The following is a 17356-nucleotide window of genomic DNA, read 5'->3' as shown; positions in this document are numbered from 1 at the left end:
TTTTCATACAAATCGCTCTTGCACCTGACTCTCTTTCACATCGACGCCCGCGACTGTGGGAGCACCGCCCGACGCGCCGTCAGACGTCGCTCGACCGGCGCAATCGCGCCCCGGACCGGCGTCCGGAGGCGGTCCGCCCCGTCCCGTCGTCGGCTCGCGGACCTCCCGGCGACCGCACGGCCACCCCCGACGACAGCACCAGCAGCGCGCCCAGCATCACGAACGGCGCGGCCACGCCCGCGACCCCGGCCACCAGGCCGGCGGCGGCGGGCGCGGCGACCTGGCCGAGCCGGTTGCCGGTGAGACGCAGGGCGAGGGCGGTGGAGCGGGCGCCGTCCGGTGCGGCCTGGACGACCGTGGTCATGGACAGCGGCTGCCCGACGCCGAGACAGAAGCCGAGCGCCGCGAGGATCGCGCCCAGCGCCCAGACCGGCGCCGGCAGGGCGATGCCGGCGCACAGCAGGGCCGCCAGCAGACAGGTGACGGTGAGCAGCGCCGTGCGGCCGAGCAGGCGCAGCAGGGGGGTGAGGACGAGCCGACAGGCTATGGAGGCCGCCGCGCGGACGCTGAGCAGGACGCCGATGACGGACGGCGCGATGCCCCGGTGCTCGCCGACCACCGGCAGATAGGCGGTGAGGATGTCGGTCGCGGACAGCACGGAGAGGCTGACGAGGATGCCGGCGGGGACGCCCCGGGTGCGCAGGATGCGGCCGACGGGCACGCGGTCGCCTTGTCCCGTACGGGACTTGGGCGTCGTGTCGCGGTGCTCGATGCGCCAGAGCGAGGTGAGGGCGACCGCGCAGCCCGCCCCGGCCACGAGCAGGGCCAGCGCACTGCTGTGCGCCATGTCGTCGCCGCCGATCAGCGCGCCGGCCGCGACCGGGCCGACGAGCTGGCCGAGGGAGGCGCCGATGGTGAAGTGGCCGAAGTTGCGGTCCTGTTCGTGCGGGGCGGACTGACGGGCCACCAGCGACTGGGAGCCGATGACGAAGCAGAGGTGGCCGAGCCCCATCACCCCGCTCCACAGGGCCATCGCCCACAGGGAGCCGGCGAGCCCGCTCAGCACGCAGCCGCCGGAGATCAGGACCACGCCGACGGGCAACAGGGGCGCGCAGCGGCCGTGGTCGGTGCGGCGGCCGAGCGGCACGGCGGCGAAGAGCGGCAGCAGCGCGTAGACGCCCGCGATGACGCCGATCGCCCGCTCGTCGGCGCCCAGCGCGAGGGCCCGGTAGGAGACGGCGGGCCGGGCCATCGACACCGCCCCCTGCGCGAAGCCGAAGGCGATGACGAGACGGAGCAGCCAGCCGCGGTTCCCACCGGGCCTCACGAGTTCCTCCATGGGCAGGTCAGATGATCCCGAACAGAATGCCCGCGCCGAGGATCGCCAGGCAGGTCAGGGCGGCCCACTTCACCACGAACCTGGTGTGGTCGCCGAACTCGACCTTGGCCATGCCGACGAGGACGTAGACGGCCGGGACGAGCGGGCTCGACATGTGCAGGGGCTGGCCGACGAGCGAGGCGCGGGCCATCTCCAGCGGCGAGACGCCGTGCGCCGCGCCGGCTTCCGCGAGGACCGGCAGGACCCCGAAGTAGAAGCCGTCGTTGGACATGAAGTAGGTCAGCGGGAGGCTCAGCACGCCGGTGACCAGCGCCATGTGCGGGCCCATGCCCTCGGGAATGACGTCCACCATCCACTTGGCCATGTGGTCGACCATGCCGGTGCCCTGCAGAACGCCGGTGAAGACGGCGGCGGCGAAGACCATGCCGGAGACGTTGAGGACGTTGTCGGCGTGGGCGGCGAGCCTGGCCTTCTGGTCCGGGATGTGCGGGAAGTTGACGGTGAGGACGAGCGCGGCGCCGAGCAGGAACAGCACCGGGATCGGCAGCCACTCCATGATCATGGCGGTCAGCAGCCCGACCGTGAGCAGCGCGTTGAACCAGTACAGCTTGGGGCGCAGGGTGGCCCGGTGCGGGTCGAGGCCCTGGAAGCCGTCGTCGTCGCCCTCGTCCGCCTTGTCGTCCCGGGCGTCGGCGCCGGTGCCGGCGCCACCCGTCCGCACGGGGGTCCTGCCGTCGCCGGAACCGCCGGCGCCGACCAGGACCGTCTCGGTCTCCTTCTCCTCGACGTCCTCGACCAGCACGTCGTCCAGCGTCAGCACGCCGAGCCGGGTGCGCTCGCGGCGGCCGAGGACGTAGGAGAGGACGAAGACGAAGAGCAGGCCCACGGCCAGAGCCGGGATCATCGGCACGAAGATGTCGCTGGCGTCGAGCTTCAGCGCGGTGGCCGCGCGGGCCGTCGGGCCTCCCCAGGGCAGCGTGTTCATCACGCCGTTGGCCATGGCCGCGACGCCGGTCATCACGACGAGGCTCATCTTCAGGCGCTTGTACAGCGGGTACATCGCCGAGACGGTGATCATGAAGGTGGTGGAGCCGTCGCCGTCGAGGGAGACGATCGCGGCGAGCAGCGCCGTGCCGACCACGATGCGCAGCGGATCGGCCTTGCAGAACTTCAGGATGCCCCGGACGATCGGGTCGAAGAGACCGACATCGATCATCACACCGAAGTAGACGATCGCGAACATGAGCATCGCCGCGGTGGGGGCGAGGCTGGTGACGCCGTCGATGACGTAGTCACCGAGCTTGGCGCCCTTCCCGACGAAGACGCAGAACAGTGCCGGGATCAAAACGAGCGCCGCGATCGGCGACATCTTCTTCAGCATGATCAGGACCAGGAAGGTCGCGATCATCGCGAAGCCGAGGATGGTCAACATGAATGGATACCTAACGTTCGCCCTTGAACATCCCACCTGGGGGTCGGCGGTGCGTTGACGTTAGGTCGGTTCAAACGGTGTTAACAAGACGTTGACCTGCGAGCAATAAGCGCAAAACTCCAGGTCACGGCTTTGCTCAGGTCACACGGTCGGGACGGCGGCGACTTCCACCGGCACTCCGTTGAGCACGGCGTTGCCCGACAGGGGGTCGAGCAGGCTGCCGTCGAGGAGTTGGTTGACGTTGACGCCGGGGTCGGCGGCGGCGTGGTTCAGCCGGGTGCCGGGACGGTCGTGACCCCAGCCGTGCGGCAGGCTGACGACGCCCCTGCGCACACCGTCGGTGACCTCGGCCGGTGCGGTCACCTCTCCCCCGGACCCCTTGACCCGCACCTGGGCGCCGTCCAGCACGCCCAGCCGCTCGGCGTCCTCGGGGTGGATGTGCAGGGTGCAGCGGTTGGTGCCGCCGGTGAGGGCGGGGACGTTGTGCATCCAGCTGTTGTTGGACCGCAGATGCCGCCGGCCGACGAGCACGAGCCCGTCCGTCCGCTGCCGCATGCTCTCCCGCAGCCGCGGGAGATCGCCGGCGATCGGCTGCGGCAGCAGCTCGATCCGCCCGCTGCGGGTCTTCAACGGCTGCGGCAGACGGGGGCCCAGCGGCCCGAGGTCGATGCCGTGGGGAGCGGCGAGCAGCCGGGCCAGGCTCAGGCCGTCCGGGCGGGCGCCGAAGCCGTCGCCGTAGGGGCCCAGGCGCAGCATCATGTCGAGGCGGCGCTCGGGGCCCGTGTCACCGGAGAGCTGACCGGCGAGTTCGCGCGGGTCGCGGCCGTGCACGGGCGAGTGGGGCTCCTTCACCGCCTTGCCGAGGGTCTGGCCGATGACCAGGTCGTCCACGGCGGAGGGGTCGGCGCCGTGCATCCCGGTGGCGGCCAGGATCAGCCGGGCGAGGATCTCCGTCTCGGCCATCCGGCCGGCTTCGAGCGGCACGGCGGCGCGGGTGTAGCGGACCTGGTTGCGGACGGCGAGGGTGTTGAAGGCGAAGTCGTGGTGCGGGCTCTGCGAGGGCGGCGGCGGGGGCAGCACGACATCGGCGTGGCGTGAGGTCTCGTTGAGGTAGGGGTCGACGCTCACCATGAAGTCGAGGGAGCCGAGCGCCTTGTCGAGCCGGTCGCCGTCCGGGGCGGACAGGACCGGGTTGGCGGCCACCGCGACGAGCGCGCGGATCGGTTCGCCCTCCTGCGTCGCGGTGTCGATCTCCTCGGCGAGCGCGGAGAGCGGCAGCTCGCCCTTGGCCTCGGGGTGCCGGCTCACCCGTGAGTGCCAGCGCGCGAGCTGGAAGCCGTGGCCGGGCCCGGCCGGGCGGGGGGTGCGGTCGGTGGCCGCCTGCGGGAAGAGCGCGCCGCCGGGCCGGTCCAGGTTGCCGGTGAGGATGTTGAGGACGTCGACGAGCCAGCTGGCGAGGGTGCCGTGGGGGACCGTGCAGCTGCCGATGCGGCCGTAGACGGCGGCGGTGGGCGCGGCGGCGAGTTCGCGGGCCAGGGTGCGGATGAGCGGGGCTTCCACGTCACAGGCGTCGGCGACCGCTTCGGGGGTGAACTCCCCTACGGCTTCGGCGAGTTCGTCGAGGCCTTCCACGTGTTGGGCCAACTCGCCCAGGTCGACGAGGAGTTCCTCGAAGAGCACCTGCGCCATGGCGGCGAGGAGCAGCGCGTCCGTGCCCGGCCGGATCGCGATGTGCCGGTCGGCGAGCTTGGCGGTGCGGGTGCGGCGCGGGTCGATGACGGTGAGGGAGCCGCCGCGGGCCCTGAGCGCCTTCAGCTTGCCGGGGAAGTCGGGTGCGGTGCACAGACTCCCGTTGGATTCCAGCGGGTTGGCGCCGATGAGCAGGAGGTGGTCGGTGTGGTCGAGGTCCGGCACGGGGATCGCGTTGGCGTCGCCGAAGAGCAGTCCGCTGGAGACGTGCTTGGGCATCTGGTCGACCGTGGAGGCGGTGAAGAGGCTGCGGGTGCCGAGGCCGGCGATCAGGACGGGCGGATAGAGCGCGCCGGCCATGGTGTGCACGTTGGGGTTGCCGAAGACGAGTCCGACGGAGTTCGCCCCGTACCGCTCGACCACCGGCCGGATCCCGGCGGCGACGGCGTCGAAGGCCTCCTCCCAGGTGGCCTCGCGAAGCTCCCCGTCCCGGCGCACGAGGGGGGTCCGCAGCCGGTCGGGGTCTCCGTCGACGGCGCCGAAGGAAGCCCCCTTGGGGCAGATGAAGCCCTTGCTGAAGACGTCGTCCCGGTCGCCGCGGGCGCCGGTGACCTCGGTCCCCTCGATGGTGAGCGTCAGCCCGCAGGTGGCCTCGCACAAGGGGCAGATTCGCAGGGCGGTGCGGGACACGGGGCCTCCTGGGGGCGGCATTGCCTTCTCCGGGAGAGCATACCGACCGGTATGACTCCTGGGGAGGGGTCGGCCGCGACCGTCAGTCCAGCGCCCGCGCCAGATACGCGCGCAGCAGCTCACGGGTCTCGTCGATCACCTTCGGGTCGCCCTGCGGATCCACCCGGAAGGCCAGGTGGACGAGGGTGTCAGCGGTCTCCACGGCGACCAGGAAGGTGCGGCGCAGGTCGTCGTCGGGCTCGCGGACGAGGTAAGCGGAGAGCAGTTCGGTGAGGCGGTCGGCGACGCGGTGGTTGGGTTCGGCGTGCCGGGCGCCGACCGGGATCTGGTTGCCGAAGTCGACGAGGGAGAAGCCGGGCGCGGTGCGCTTCATGGCGAGGTACTCGTCGAGCACGGCGTCCATGGCGGCCCGCCAGTCTCCCGGGCCGGCCCCCTTCAGGCGCTCGGTGACGCGCTCGGCGTAGCGCTCGAGGTTGCGCTGGGCGAGCGCGTCGGCCATCTGCCGCTTGTTGCCGAAGAAGCGGTAGACGGAGCCGATGGGGACGCCGGCGCGCTCGGCGACGGCCCGGGTGCTCAGGGCGTCGTAGCCGACCTCGTCCAGCAGGTCGGCGCAGGCGTCGAGGATTCTGGTCAGCCGTTCGGCACTGCGCCGCTGCACGGGCGCACGACGGAGCGATGTCGCTTGGGGCACGGAATTCATGATGCCTTTCCGCCGCGTCCGGGTGAACCTCGCCCCTTCGTACGGAGAAAGGTGCCTGATGCACTCAAGAGGAGGGCGATCCGGCCGGGGACGCGCCGGGCGACTGCTCCGACGCCGTGACGTCCGCCGTGGCCTCCACCGGCTTGCCCTCCACCGCCCACACCGTCGCGTCGTCCGCGTACAGGCGGACGGTGACCTCGTGCGTGCCGTGCGGCAGATAGCCGGCCGGAATGCGGTATGCCGGTTCGCGCAGGTCGGCGACGCGCCGGCTGTCGACGTAGAGCCGGGCGACGCCGCGGCCGCCGACGGCCTCGCGCCGCGCCCCGGCCGGCGAGAGCCGGAAGTTCGCCAGCTTCAGGCGCACGTCCCAGCCGCCGACGGCGTCCGGCTGGACCTCCACGCGGACCTCGGGCGCACCCTTCTTGGCCACCTCGCGGTAGTGGCTCCCGTCGTCGTCGGTGTGGTCCAGGACCTTGCCCACGGGGGCGGGCGAGTCCGCGGGCCCCGGCCGGCGCGCACCGTCGGAGCCGCAGCCCGCGGATCCGGCCAGCAGCAGGACACAGACCGCGAGCGCGGCGGGAAAGGAGCGCGTCCACGACATGATCGGGACACTAGAGCACCGCTCCCGCACGCGGATCCCCCTGAAGTCTGGTTCCGGCCGGGCGGCGATCGTCCTCCGAGAGGAGGACCGACGGACCTCTTGCGCCCGGGAAAACGCAATCCTACGGTGATGCATAGGAATCAGTCGGCAAGGGAGCCATGATGAACAGCGGGGACGCACGCAAGACGGCCGAGGGGCTGACCTATCTCTCCGGGTTCGGCAACGAGCACGCCTCCGAGGCCGTCCCGGGCGCCCTGCCGCAGGGCCGCAACTCGCCCCAGCGGGCCCCCCTCGGCCTGTACGCGGAACAGCTCAGCGGGACGGCGTTCACCGAGCCGCGCGCCCACAACCGCCGCTCGTGGCTGTACCGCATCCGCCCCTCGGCCGCGCACCCGGCGTTCACCCGGGTCGCCGACGGAGCGATCCGCACCGGCCCCTTCGTCCAGACGGTTCCCGACCCCAACCGGCTGCGCTGGGACCCCCTGCCCGAGCCGCCCGCGGGCACGGACTTCCTCGCGGGTCTGTGGACCCTCGGCGGCAACGGGGACGCGGCCCAGCGCACCGGCGTGGCCGTGCACCTGTACCACGCGAACGCCTCCATGGACCGCGTCTTCGGCGACGCCGACGGCGAGCTGCTGATCGTCCCGGAACAGGGCGGGCTGCTGCTGCGCACGGAGTTCGGGCTGCTGCACGCCGAGCCCGGGCAGGTGGCGCTGATCCCGCGCGGGGTCCGCTTCCGCGTCGACCTGCTGGACGACTCCGCGCGCGGCTACGTCTGCGAGAACTACGGCGCGCCCTTCCGGCTCCCCGACCTCGGCCCGATCGGCGCCAACGGGCTCGCCAACCCGCGCGACTTCCAGGCCCCCGTCGCCGCGTACGAGGACGTCGAGGCTCCGGTGGAGGTGGTCAACAAGTTCTGCGGCCACCTGTGGAGCGCGACGTACGACCACTCGCCGCTGGACGTCGTCGCCTGGCACGGCAACCTGGCGCCGTACGTCTACGACCTGCGCCGCTTCAACGTGATCGGGACCATCTCCTACGACCACCCCGACCCGTCGATCTTCACCGTGCTGACGTCCCCGTCCGACACCCCGGGCCTGGCCGGCGTCGACTTCGTGGTCTTCGCCCCGCGCTGGCTGGTCGGCGAGGACACCTTCCGGCCGCCGTACTTCCACCGCAACGTGATGAGCGAGTACATGGGCCTGATCGAGGGCGCGTACGACGCCAAGACGGCCGGCAAGGGGGGCTTCGTGCCGGGCGGCGGCTCGCTGCACAACATGATGTCGGCGCACGGCCCGGACCGGGAGACGTTCGACCGGGCGAGCGCCGCCGAGCTGAAGCCGCAGAAGATCGACGACGGGCTGGCGTTCATGTTCGAGACGCGCTGGCCGCTCGTCCTCACCCCGCAGGCGGCGCGGGCGGACCATCTGCAACCGCGCTACGACGACGTGTGGCAGGGCCTCGAACGCCACTTCCGTCCGTCCGACGGCACATTGCACTGAACGTTCCCGACCGGTACGGATAGCCCGTGACCTCCTTCGCCCCGGATTCGATCGTCCTCACCCGCAAGCTGCCGCTGTGGTACCAGGTGTCGCAGTCGCTGCGCGCCTCGATACTCGGCCGCTCGCCCGGCGACCCGCTCCGGCTGCCCACCGAGGAGCAGCTGGCGGGGCACTACGGGGTGAGCGTCCTGACGATGCGGCAGGCGTTGAAGGAACTGGAGGACGAGGGGCTGATCACCCGGCACCGCCGCCGGGGCACGTTCATCGAGCCGACCGCGCAGCGCGGCGCCCCGGTCCGGCTGCTGGGCTCGGTCGACGCGATCGTGGCCCAGCAGTCCGGAATGGCGACGGAGCTCCTGGACCACGGCCGCACGGCCGTCCCCGCCGAGGTCGCCGAGCACTTCCCGGACCTGGCCGAGGTGGCGACGTACCACCGCCTCAGGAGCGACGAGGAGACGGGCGATCCGACCAACCACGCCCGCAACTACGTCCGCCCCGAACTCGCCGCCCGCATCGACCCCGACGACCTGGTGCGCTGGCCCATGACGAAGGTGCTGCGGGACGTCGTCGGCGCGGACATCAGCAGGATCACGGACACCGTCGAGGCACGGCTCGCGGACCCGGAGACGGCCCGGCTGCTCCGGGTTCCGCTGCTGAGCCCGATCCTGCACTACACAGGCGTCACCTACGACGCGGCCGGCCGCGTCCTGGACGCGGCCGTCATCCACTACCGGGGCGACCGCTTCTCCTTCACGGTGACGCTCGACGCGACGTGACGCGGCGCGCGGGAGCCGTCGTACGATGCCCAGCGTGACGCACGACGACGCTCCGCCGCTGGCGGACCTCATGCCGTGGTCCGTCGCACCGCCGCGGCTCGGCCGGGGGTGGCCGACGGCGCCCGACCCGGCGTCCCTGAAGGCCCGCTGGGACGCCCTGATGAAGGCCGACGGCGACGGCCGCGAGGCCCTGTTCGAGCCGACGCGCTCACGCACCCTGCACACCGCGGTCGGGCAGCTGCCGGGGCGTCCCGGCGGCACGGAGAAGCTGGCCCGCGCCTCGGGCCCCTGCCCGGAGCCCGTCCGGGTGCTGGCGGCGCCCTTCGACGAGCGGTGGCTCATCCCCGACCACCGCCTCGTCGATGCGGCCCGCCCCGAGCTGTGGCGGGTGGCGGACGACGCGCAGGTGTTCGTGGTCGAGACGCCGGACGCGCCGACGTGGCCGCTGCTCGCGACCTCCCGCATCCCCCTGCTGCGCCCGGGCCGCGTCCGCCCGCTGTACCGGCGGCCGGGCGGCCGTGAGCCGAACCTGGCGCCGGGCCTGCCGGACCTGCTGCGCCGGCTGGGCCACTCCCCCGATCCGGTGGACTTCCTGGCGTGGACCCTGACCGCCGTCCGCCCCGGTCTCACCGTCCCGCTCACCCGGGATCCCGAACTGTGGGCGCACGGCGTGGAGCTGGGGCGTCGCGCCCTGTGGCTGCTCCGCCGCGACGGCGAGCGCCCCAGGCTGCCCGGCGGCCGCCGCCCCTACGTCCGCGCCCCGCTCCCGCCCCGTCCCCTCACCCTGCACTACGACCGCGACGAGGAGACCCTTCACCTCGACGGGGGCCGTGTCTCCCCCGTCCCGCCGGAGGCCTGGGACTTCATGACGGGCGGCGGGACACGGGTGCTGGAGCAGTGGTTCCTCGCACGGACCGAGGAGAGCGCCGAGCCCGGCACGCTGGCCGCGATCCGCCCGGCGGCCTGGCAGCAGACGTGGACCTCCGAACTCCTGGAGCTCGTCACGGTGTTGACGCTGCTGGCGGAGGTCGGCGCTCAGCGTGAGGAACTGAAGGTGACGGATCCGGTCACCGTGGCGGAGCTGCGGGAGGCGGGCGTTGTGCCGGTCCCGGAGACGGCCCGCCGCCCCGCGACGGTCCTGGACCACCTCGAGGAGGGCCCGGAGGGCCAGTTCGCCCTGATCTAGCCCTGGCCCCGGCCCTGGAAGGGCTCACCTGGCCTGCGCGACGGCGGGAGGTGGGGAGGCCTGCCGGCCGCTGCGGGCGCTGCCGCCGCCGATCGCGCTGCCGGGCGGGGCGGAGGCGCACCCGCGCTCGGGGAGCACACCGAAGCGCTGCCGCGTGCCGTGGGGATGACGGACGAGGAGGTCGCAGCGCCGTGCCGGGACGGTGTGGCCGCCTGAGCGCGGGACTCAGTACGTGAGGAGGTGCGGACGTGCGGACGTGCCGGCCGGTCAGTGCTTGTGGCCGCCGAAGAGCGAGCGGCGCAGTCGGCGCAGGGGCGCGAAGAGCGAGACGCGGCTCACCCGTGCCCGCGTCGTCTTGGAACCGTGGTCGCGCACGGGCTCACGCGCGGTCAGCTCCCGCATGAGCGAGGTCGCCTCGACCGTCTCCCGCTGCGGTATGGCGGGACCCGCCAGCACCGAGAGATGGCGGTCCAGGCGCGAACTCGTCGCGCTGCTACCGCAGGTGATCGCAGGGACCCTCGCCCTGCTGTGCATCGTTATCTGTTCCATGTCACTCCCCACCCGTACGAGTCCACCCGGCCCGGGCAGGGTAACCCTATCGCCCCGTCGAGGCACACGTGTATCGAGCTCACAGGATTCACCTTCCCCGTAAGGGGGTTGACGACTCCTCCGCGATCACTCTCCGAATCCAACCGATTTCAGGGTGAGTTGGACAACCGGCTGAGTAGTGGGCTGCGCCGACCCCCCGTCCGGCTCGACGGTCACAGCGAGTGATGTCGCCGCCTTGTCGAGACCGGTCGCGACCAAGGGCGTGTCGCCGTCGAAGAGCCCGAGGGAGCGCGGTTGCGCGCCCGGGCGCATGAGCCACAGCTGATGCGCCCGCCCGGCGGGCAACGCGCCGTATCCGCTCAAGGTGACGATCGCCTGCCCCTCCGAAGCGGAGGCGATCACTCCGATACTGCGCCCCCGAGCGTCCTTCCCGTTGTCCGCTCGCGCGTCCGGAGCGGCGAGAACGTGGGCGATCTCACGTGCCTGGGCCCGCTCGGCGGTCAACTGGTCCTGGGTGCGGTCGGCCTGGACGGCGAAGAGCGAGGCGACGACGAGGGCCGCGGCGGCGGTGGCCGTCGCGAACGGCACGAACAACGGTCGGCGCGCACGGGGCGCTCCCCCACGGCCGGCCGCGTGGGAGGTGCCGCCGGAGCGTCCCGGCGGTGGCTGCGTGCCCCAGACGTGCGGGGGCAGTTGAGGCGCGTGCTCCCGGACCGGCGCACGCGAGGACTCCTGCGGGGTTCTCTGCACGGCGGCCAGCACCCGCTCGCGCAGGGCGGCGGGAGGCGGCGCGGCCGTGGACCAGGCGAGCCGGACGGCGTCCTCCGCCAGCGCCCGCACCTCGGCGGAGCAGCGGTCGCAGCCCTTGAGGTGCTTCTCGAAGCGGCGGCGTTCGTCGGCTTCGAGGGCGTCGAGCGCGTAGGGGGCGGCCAGCGAGTGGAGATCCTCGCGGCGGAACAGGCCGAGCAGACTCATGCGGCGCCTCCCAGGCAGTCGCGCAGCCGCGTGAGCCCGTCACGCATCCGTGTCTTCACCGTGCCGAGCGGCAGCGAGAGCCGGTCGGCCACCTCACGGTACGTGTAGCCGTCGTAGTAGGCGAGGGTGACGGACTGACGCTGAAGGGTCGTCAGCCGGTCGAGGCAGCGGCGGACCCACTCGCGTTCCAGGCCGGCCTCGACCTCCTCCGTCACCTGGTCGAAGGCGGGGTCGTGGTAGCGCCGGGCCTCGCGCTGCTCGCGGTCGACGGCCGCGCGGGCGCTGCGCACCCGGTCGACGGCGCGGCGGTGGGCGAGGGTGAGGATCCAGGAGAGGGCGCTGCCGCGGCTCGGGTCGAAGCGGCCGGCCGAGCGCCAGGCCTCCAGGAGCACCTCCTGGGCGACCTCTTCCGACTGCGCGGGGTCTCGCACCACCCGGCGCACGAGTCCGAACACGGGCCCGGACACGAGCTGGTAGAGCTGTTCGAATGCCTTCTGGTCGCCTCCCGCCACGAGCACCAGCAGCTCGTCCGCCTCCACGCGGTCCCCCTCTCTGCGGCCGCCGCACCCGGGCCGCCCCGTCACACCAGGCAATCGCAAACGAACACACCTCCGGTGGATGGGTACGGATCCGAAGGCCGAAAACGCGGGTGAGCAGGAAAGAAAAAGTTTTTGGGTTTCGACCAATCCAAACCCGCCCTCCGCTCCGTATCACTGTCCGTCAGGCAAGTTGGCACAGAGGACGGACGGCATGACAGCTATCTCCAGGAGCGGCAACGGACGCAGGAGCGTCGCGACCCTCATATGCGGTGCATTGGCCGCCGGGGGGCTCGCAGCCGCCGGCGCCGCCACGCTGGCGCCGGGGGCGGCCTACGCCTCCAGCCACCGTGAGGCTCCTCTCATCTCGGGCACTCCCCAGTACGACAACACGGACGTGTACGCGTTCGTGAGCCCGGACCACCCGGACACGACGACGATCGTCGCGAACTGGATCCCCTTCGAGGAGCCGGCCGGCGGTCCGAACTTCTTCCCGTTCGCCGAGGACGCGCAGTACGACCTGCACATCGACAACAACGGTGACGCGAAGGAGGATCTGACCTTCCGCTACACGTTCAAGACGCACACGAAGAACAAGAAGACCTTCCTCTACAACACCGGTGCTGTCGACAGCCTGTACGACCCGGACCTGAACGTCACGCAGTCGTACGACCTCGAGCTGATCAAGCTGAAGAAGGGGAAGGTCGAGCACAAGACGAAGATCGCGGACGACGTGCCGGTGGCGCCGTCGAACGTGGGCAAGGCGTCGATGCCGAACTACAAGAAGCTGCGCGACCAGGCGATCTACAAGCTTCCCAACGGCGCCAAGACCTTCGCCGGCCAGGCCGACGACCCGTTCTTCCTGGACCTGCGCGTCTTCGACCTGCTCTACGGCGGGGACCTCTCCGAGGTCGGCAACGACACGCTCAAGGGCTACAACGTCAACTCGATCGCGCTGCAGGTCCCGAGCGACATGATCACCGAGTCGAAGCACCAGCCGATCGTCGGCGTCTGGTCGACCACCCAGCGCGAGAACGCCGAGGGCTACTACACGCAGGTCTCGCGCCTGGGCAGCCCGCTGGTCAACGAGGTCGTCAACCCGATCAAGGACAAGGACCGGTTCAACGCGTCCAAGCCCAAGGACGACGGCCAGTTCCTGAAGAACGTCACCAACCCCGAGCTGCCGAAGCTCATCGAGGCGATCTACAAGATCAAGGCGCCGGCCGAGCCGCGCAACGACCTCGTCGACGTGTTCCTGAAGGGCGTCAAGGGCCTCAACCAGCCCCCGTACGTGACGCCTTCGGAGGAGCTGCGCCTCAACACCTCGATCAAGCCGAACATGCACCCGAAGCGGCTGGGCGTGCTCGACGGCGACAACGCGGGCTTCCCGAACGGCCGTCGCCTCAGCGACGACGTGATCGACGCCTCGCTGCAGGTCGTCGAGGGCGAGCTGGTCGGTTCGAAGAACGACCTGGGCGACGCGGTCGACAAGAACGACAAGGACTTCGAGAAGTCCTTCCCCTACGTCGCCCTGCCGACCGAGGGTTCGCGCGGCGCGAGCGCCAAGAGCGGCGCCGACGTCCGCAGCTCGCTCGGTGACGCCCTCACGGGTTCCGACAGCAACACCGCGCTGATCGCGTCCTCCGCCGGCGCCGGCGCCGCGGGCATCCTCCTCATCGGCGGCGGCCTGATGTGGTGGCGGGGGCGGCGGCGGGCCTACTAGGCCCTCCCCCTGAGCGGGCCGGGGAGAATCCTGCGCTCCCCGGCCCTGTCCCACCGACTGGCGCGGCCCGCGTACTCATCCCCCACGGCGCGGGCCGCGCCACCCCCACGCTTGCAGACTGATCCACCCCAGGCGACCTAGGAGAGGGCATGTCCCCGCGGACGAACGACGGCGAACCGGAGCGGGCGGCCTCCGGCCGGCCGGCAGCGGCTTCTGATCAACCGGTCCCGGACTCCGGGCGGGCGCCCGAGGGCGCCTCCCTCGTGGGCGACGTGGTCGAGGCGAAGCCCGAAAGCACCGTCGCCGGGGACACCGAGCCGGAACCGGCCATCGGGGACGCGACTGCCGAGGACACGACCGCCCGGGACGACCTGACGCGGAAGGAAGCCGTGAAGGCCCCGGCGGAGACCGGGCCCACGGACACCGCGCGCGGGAACACCGCCTCCGGGGGCGCCACCCCTGTGGGCGACTCGGCGGGGGCGGAAGTCACCGACGCCTCGAAGGCCACGGGCCCCCAAACGCCTGTCGCCGCCGTGGCCACCGCCACCGCCGGCAACGCCGCCGCCCACGACGAGGACCGGGTCGCCGCCGTTCGTCGGGTCGGGGCCGCGGGGCGTCGCTGGCGGGCCGCCCAACTCGGGGCCTGCGCCGCCATGCTGGCCGTGGCGCTGACCGCCGGGGCGATCGCCCTCGGGGCGGTGCGCGACGGCCAGGACATGCCCGTGGCGACGGCCGCGGCGGTCTCTCCCGGCCTGCTCGCCGGCGGAGACCTCGACTCGGGCATCACCGCACTGCAGGCCCATCTCCGCGCTCAGCCGAGGGACTTCGGCAGCTGGGCCACTCTGGGGCTCGCCTACGTCGAGCAGGCCCGCACCAAGGGAGACCCCTCCCGCTACCCGCAGGCCGAGCAGGCTCTGAAGCGTTCCCTCTCCCTGCGCTCCGACAACGACCAGGCGCTGGCCGGCCGGGCCGCCCTCGCCGCCGCCCGGCACGACTTCGCGAACGCCCTGAAGCTCGCCGACGAGGCGCTGAAGCAGAACCCCTACAACGAACGCGCCCTGTGCTCGCGTATCGACGCCCTCGTCGAACTCGGCCGCTACGCCGACGCCGAGGCGGCCGTCAAGACGGCCGACGAACGGCGGCCCGGCGTACCGGTGTTCACCCGCTACGCCTACGTCCACGAACTGCGAGGCGACGTCGCCACCGCCCGCCGGGTCCTGGAACGGGCGCTCGCCGCGTCGAGCTCGCCCGGCGACATCGCCTACGTGGCCGCCCAGCTCGGCCAGCTCGCCTGGAACCAGGGCGACTACCCCACCGCCCTCACCCACTACGCCCGCGCCCTCGCCGCCGACGAGAACTACCTCCCCGCGCTGGAGGGCCGGGCCCGCGCCCAGGCGGCCGGCGGTCAACAGGCCGAGGCCGTCGAGGGGTTGGAGCTCATCGTGGCCCGCTACCCTCTCCCCGGCCCGCTGGTCGAGCTCGGTGAGCTGTACGAGGCCCGGGGCGGCGAGGGCGACAGGGCCAAGGCCCAGGACCAGTACGCGCTCGTCGACGCCTGGACCGCGATCGCCCGCGCCAACGGCGTCAACGCCGACCTCGACACCGCGCTCGCCGCCGCCGACCACGGCGACAGGGCGACGGCCCTGCGCGCGGCCCGCGACGACTGGTCACGCCGCCACACCGTGCACACGGCGGACGCCCTCGCCTGGGCCCTGCACGTCAACGGCAAGGACGCCGAGGCCCTCCCCTACGCCCGGCAGGCCACGGCCACCGGCTACCGCAACGCGTCCTTCCTCTACCACCGCGGTGTGATCGAGAAGGCGGCCGGTCACCCCGACGACGCCCGTACCCACCTGACCGCCGCCCTGAAGCTGAACCCCGGCTTCTCCCCGCTGGGCGCCCGCGAGGCGCGCACGGCACTCAAGACGCTGGAGGCGAGCAAGTGATGACCCGTCGGCTCTTCGCCACCTGCGCGGCCGTTCTCACGGCCGGGTGCGCGCTCGTTCTGGTTCCTTCCGCCGCCGCGAGCGCGCACCCCCTCGGCAACTTCACCGTCAACCGCTACGACGGCCTCGTCGCCGCCCCGGGACAACTGCGCGTCGACCACGTCGAGGACCTCGCCGAGATTCCGGCGACCCAGGCGAAGCCCGACATCGAACGGCTCGGGATGAACGCCTGGGCCCGGGAGCGCTGTGCCACGGCCGCCTCCGGCAGCAGGCTCACCGTCGACGGCCGTGCCGTGCCCCTCACGGCGGGCGCGAGCAAGGCGGTCGTACGCCCCGGTCAGGCGGGACTCGACACGCTCCGCGTCGAGTGCCGGCTGACCGCCCCGCTGCCCGACGCGGCCGACGGGGACACCGTCTCCGTCGGCTTCCACAGCGAGGGTGCCTCCAGTGGACCCGGCTGGCGTGAGATCACCGCCCGCGGGGACCGGATGACGCTCGCCGACTCCGACGTTCCGGAGAAGTCCGTGTCGGGCGAACTCACCGGCTATCCCAAGGAGTTGCTCTCCTCCCCGGCGGACACCTCGACCGCGTCCCTGACGGTGCGGCCCGGTGGCGCGGCGCTCGTCGAGGACGGCCGGGACGCTCCGGCCGCCTCGGTGCTGCCGCGTGGCGCCGACCGCTGGACGCGGGCCCTGGACGAACTGGTCGCCCGGCAGGACCTCACCCTCGGCTTCGCCGCGCTGGCGCTGGTGATCGCCGTCGGCCTCGGCGCGATGCACGCCGTCGCCCCCGGCCACGGCAAGACCATCATGGCCGCGACGGCGGCCGCCCGGGGCGGCAGGGCACGGATGAAGGACGTTCTCCCCCTCGCCGCGTCCGTCACCGTCACGCACACGCTCGGCGTCGTCGCCCTCGGCCTGCTCGTCACCGCCGGTTCGGCCGCGGCGCCCTCGGTGATCGCCTGGCTGGGACTGGCGAGCGGCGCGCTGGTGCTGTTCGCGGGCGCGACGCTCGCACGCCGAGCCTGGCGCGGCCGCGGCCCTGGCACCCCCCACGGACACACCCATCCCCACCCGCACCCGCACCCGCACCCGCACCCGCACGGTGGTCACTCCCACCCGCACGAGCCCGCGAAAACGCCGGACCGTCAACTCGCCCTCGTCGGAGCCCCCACCCCGCACACCCATGCCCATCACGACCACGACGACGACCAGGACCGCGGGCACGGCCACGACCACGGCCACGACCACCACCACGAGGACGGTCACCGTCACGGTCACGATCACGGCCACACCCACACGCACACCCACGGCGGTCACACGCACACCCACGCCGTCGCCCCCACCCTGCGCGGCACGATCCTGCTCGGCTTCGCCGGCGGCATGGTGCCCAGCCCGTCCGCGGTGGTGGTGCTGGTCGGCGCGGCCGCACTCGGGCAGGCCTGGTTCGGGCTGCTGCTCGTCGTCGCGTACGGCGTCGGCCTCGCGCTGACCCTCACCGCCGCCGGGTTCGCCGTGGTCAGGCTCGGCGCGGGGGCGACCCGTCTGCTGGACCGGCAGCCACGCTGGACCACCCACCCGGCCGTGACGCTCGTGCGCCGCAACATGCCCCTGTGGTCCGCGTTCCTGGTGGTGGCCCTCGGCGCCGGACTGGTGCTCAAGGGGGCCGCATCCGTTCTCGGCTGAGCTACGTTTGTGGAGTTGCGGAGGTTT

The 17356-nt window shown here is 72.5% G+C and carries 14 protein-coding genes and 1 pseudogene; 7 read left to right on the top strand and 8 right to left on the bottom strand.

Annotated features, from left to right (window positions below):
- Positions 1 to 79: 79 nt before the first annotated feature.
- The 5 genes from ACZ7DE_RS17930 to ACZ7DE_RS17910 form a co-directional block, all read right to left on the bottom strand.
- On the bottom strand, positions 80 to 1327 hold the full coding sequence (locus tag ACZ7DE_RS17930) for an MFS transporter (RefSeq protein WP_470762818.1): 1248 nt from the start codon (positions 1325 to 1327) through the stop codon (positions 80 to 82).
- A 19-nt stretch (positions 1328 to 1346) separates the two neighbouring features.
- A complete protein-coding gene (locus ACZ7DE_RS17925; protein WP_470762235.1) occupies positions 1347 to 2771 on the bottom strand; it encodes a CitMHS family transporter in 1425 nt (474 codons plus the stop codon).
- Positions 2772 to 2912: 141 nt separating this feature from the next.
- The gene (locus tag ACZ7DE_RS17920) at positions 2913 to 5150 is read right to left on the bottom strand and encodes a molybdopterin oxidoreductase family protein (protein ID WP_470762233.1); all 2238 of its coding nucleotides are present in this window, start codon (positions 5148 to 5150) and stop codon (positions 2913 to 2915) included.
- An 82-nt stretch (positions 5151 to 5232) separates the two neighbouring features.
- Complete coding sequence (locus ACZ7DE_RS17915; protein ID WP_470762231.1) at positions 5233 to 5850, bottom strand: TetR/AcrR family transcriptional regulator; 618 nt, start codon at positions 5848 to 5850, stop codon at positions 5233 to 5235.
- A gap of 64 nt (positions 5851 to 5914) precedes the next feature.
- Positions 5915 to 6451 (bottom strand): hypothetical protein, encoded by a 537-nt coding sequence (locus ACZ7DE_RS17910; protein ID WP_470762230.1) that lies wholly within the window; start codon positions 6449 to 6451, stop codon positions 5915 to 5917.
- Between the two features lie 161 nt (positions 6452 to 6612).
- Here ACZ7DE_RS17910 and hmgA point away from each other — a divergent pair, with 161 nt between their 5' ends.
- The 4 genes and pseudogenes from hmgA to ACZ7DE_RS17890 all read left to right on the top strand — a co-directional run.
- Positions 6613 to 7953, top strand: a complete 1341-nt coding sequence (gene hmgA / locus ACZ7DE_RS17905) for a homogentisate 1,2-dioxygenase (RefSeq protein ID WP_470762228.1) — start codon at positions 6613 to 6615, stop codon at positions 7951 to 7953.
- Positions 7954 to 7979: 26 nt separating this feature from the next.
- On the top strand, positions 7980 to 8729 hold the full coding sequence (locus ACZ7DE_RS17900; RefSeq protein WP_470762226.1) for a GntR family transcriptional regulator: 750 nt from the start codon (positions 7980 to 7982) through the stop codon (positions 8727 to 8729).
- Positions 8730 to 8754: 25 nt separating this feature from the next.
- Positions 8755 to 9915, top strand: coding sequence for a type ISP restriction/modification enzyme (locus ACZ7DE_RS17895; protein ID WP_470762225.1), 1161 nt, complete (start codon positions 8755 to 8757; stop codon positions 9913 to 9915).
- 38 nt (positions 9916 to 9953) lie between these two features.
- Positions 9954 to 10131 (top strand): annotated as a pseudogene (locus ACZ7DE_RS17890) (CoA transferase); the annotation flags it as partial.
- Positions 10132 to 10182: 51 nt separating this feature from the next.
- Here the strand turns inward: ACZ7DE_RS17890 and ACZ7DE_RS17885 are convergent.
- The 3 genes from ACZ7DE_RS17885 to ACZ7DE_RS17875 all read right to left on the bottom strand — a co-directional run bounded on the left by ACZ7DE_RS17885 (position 10183) and on the right by ACZ7DE_RS17875 (position 11978).
- The gene (locus ACZ7DE_RS17885; protein ID WP_470762223.1) at positions 10183 to 10464 is read right to left on the bottom strand and encodes a hypothetical protein; all 282 of its coding nucleotides are present in this window, start codon (positions 10462 to 10464) and stop codon (positions 10183 to 10185) included.
- 126 nt (positions 10465 to 10590) lie between these two features.
- Positions 10591 to 11439 carry an anti-sigma factor gene (locus tag ACZ7DE_RS17880; protein WP_470762221.1) on the bottom strand — a complete coding sequence of 283 codons (849 nt, stop codon included), beginning with the start codon at positions 11437 to 11439 and terminating at the stop codon, positions 10591 to 10593.
- Positions 11436 to 11978 (bottom strand): sigma-70 family RNA polymerase sigma factor, encoded by a 543-nt coding sequence (locus tag ACZ7DE_RS17875; RefSeq protein ID WP_470762219.1) that lies wholly within the window; start codon positions 11976 to 11978, stop codon positions 11436 to 11438. Before ACZ7DE_RS17875 ends, ACZ7DE_RS17880 begins: the two co-directional genes overlap by 4 nt.
- 211 nt (positions 11979 to 12189) lie before the next feature.
- On the opposite strand from ACZ7DE_RS17875, the gene ACZ7DE_RS17870 reads away from it, so the two are divergent.
- The 3 genes from ACZ7DE_RS17870 to ACZ7DE_RS17860 all read left to right on the top strand — a co-directional run bounded on the left by ACZ7DE_RS17870 (position 12190) and on the right by ACZ7DE_RS17860 (position 17329).
- Entirely contained in the window at positions 12190 to 13698 is a 1509-nt protein-coding gene (locus ACZ7DE_RS17870) for a DUF4331 domain-containing protein (RefSeq protein WP_470762217.1), read from the top strand.
- 149 nt (positions 13699 to 13847) lie between these two features.
- Positions 13848 to 15644, top strand: a complete 1797-nt coding sequence (locus tag ACZ7DE_RS17865; protein WP_470762215.1) for a tetratricopeptide repeat protein — start codon at positions 13848 to 13850, stop codon at positions 15642 to 15644.
- A complete protein-coding gene (locus ACZ7DE_RS17860) occupies positions 15641 to 17329 on the top strand; it encodes a nickel transporter (protein ID WP_470762213.1) in 1689 nt (562 codons plus the stop codon). Before ACZ7DE_RS17865 ends, ACZ7DE_RS17860 begins: the two co-directional genes overlap by 4 nt.
- Positions 17330 to 17356: the final 27 nt, after the last annotated feature.

This window comes from Streptomyces sp. NPDC037083, assembly GCF_055606485.1.
This window is presented reverse-complemented; position numbering and strand designations above follow the sequence as displayed.

Bases quoted from the DNA above. Each gene is read 5' to 3' on its own strand.
- ACZ7DE_RS17925 (WP_470762235.1), bottom strand. From the start codon at position 2,771: ATGTTGACCATCCTCGGCTTCGCGATGATCGCGACCTTCCTGGTCCTG.
- ACZ7DE_RS17915 (WP_470762231.1), bottom strand. From the start codon at position 5,850: ATGAATTCCGTGCCCCAAGCGACATCGCTCCGTCGTGCGCCCGTGCAG.
- ACZ7DE_RS17910 (WP_470762230.1), bottom strand. From the start codon at position 6,451: ATGTCGTGGACGCGCTCCTTTCCCGCCGCGCTCGCGGTCTGTGTCCTG.
- hmgA (WP_470762228.1), top strand. From the start codon at position 6,613: ATGAACAGCGGGGACGCACGCAAGACGGCCGAGGGGCTGACCTATCTC.
- ACZ7DE_RS17895 (WP_470762225.1), top strand. From the start codon at position 8,755: ATGCCCAGCGTGACGCACGACGACGCTCCGCCGCTGGCGGACCTCATG.
- ACZ7DE_RS17885 (WP_470762223.1), bottom strand. From the start codon at position 10,464: ATGGAACAGATAACGATGCACAGCAGGGCGAGGGTCCCTGCGATCACC.
- ACZ7DE_RS17880 (WP_470762221.1), bottom strand. From the start codon at position 11,439: ATGAGTCTGCTCGGCCTGTTCCGCCGCGAGGATCTCCACTCGCTGGCC.
- ACZ7DE_RS17870 (WP_470762217.1), top strand. From the start codon at position 12,190: ATGACAGCTATCTCCAGGAGCGGCAACGGACGCAGGAGCGTCGCGACC.
- ACZ7DE_RS17865 (WP_470762215.1), top strand. From the start codon at position 13,848: ATGTCCCCGCGGACGAACGACGGCGAACCGGAGCGGGCGGCCTCCGGC.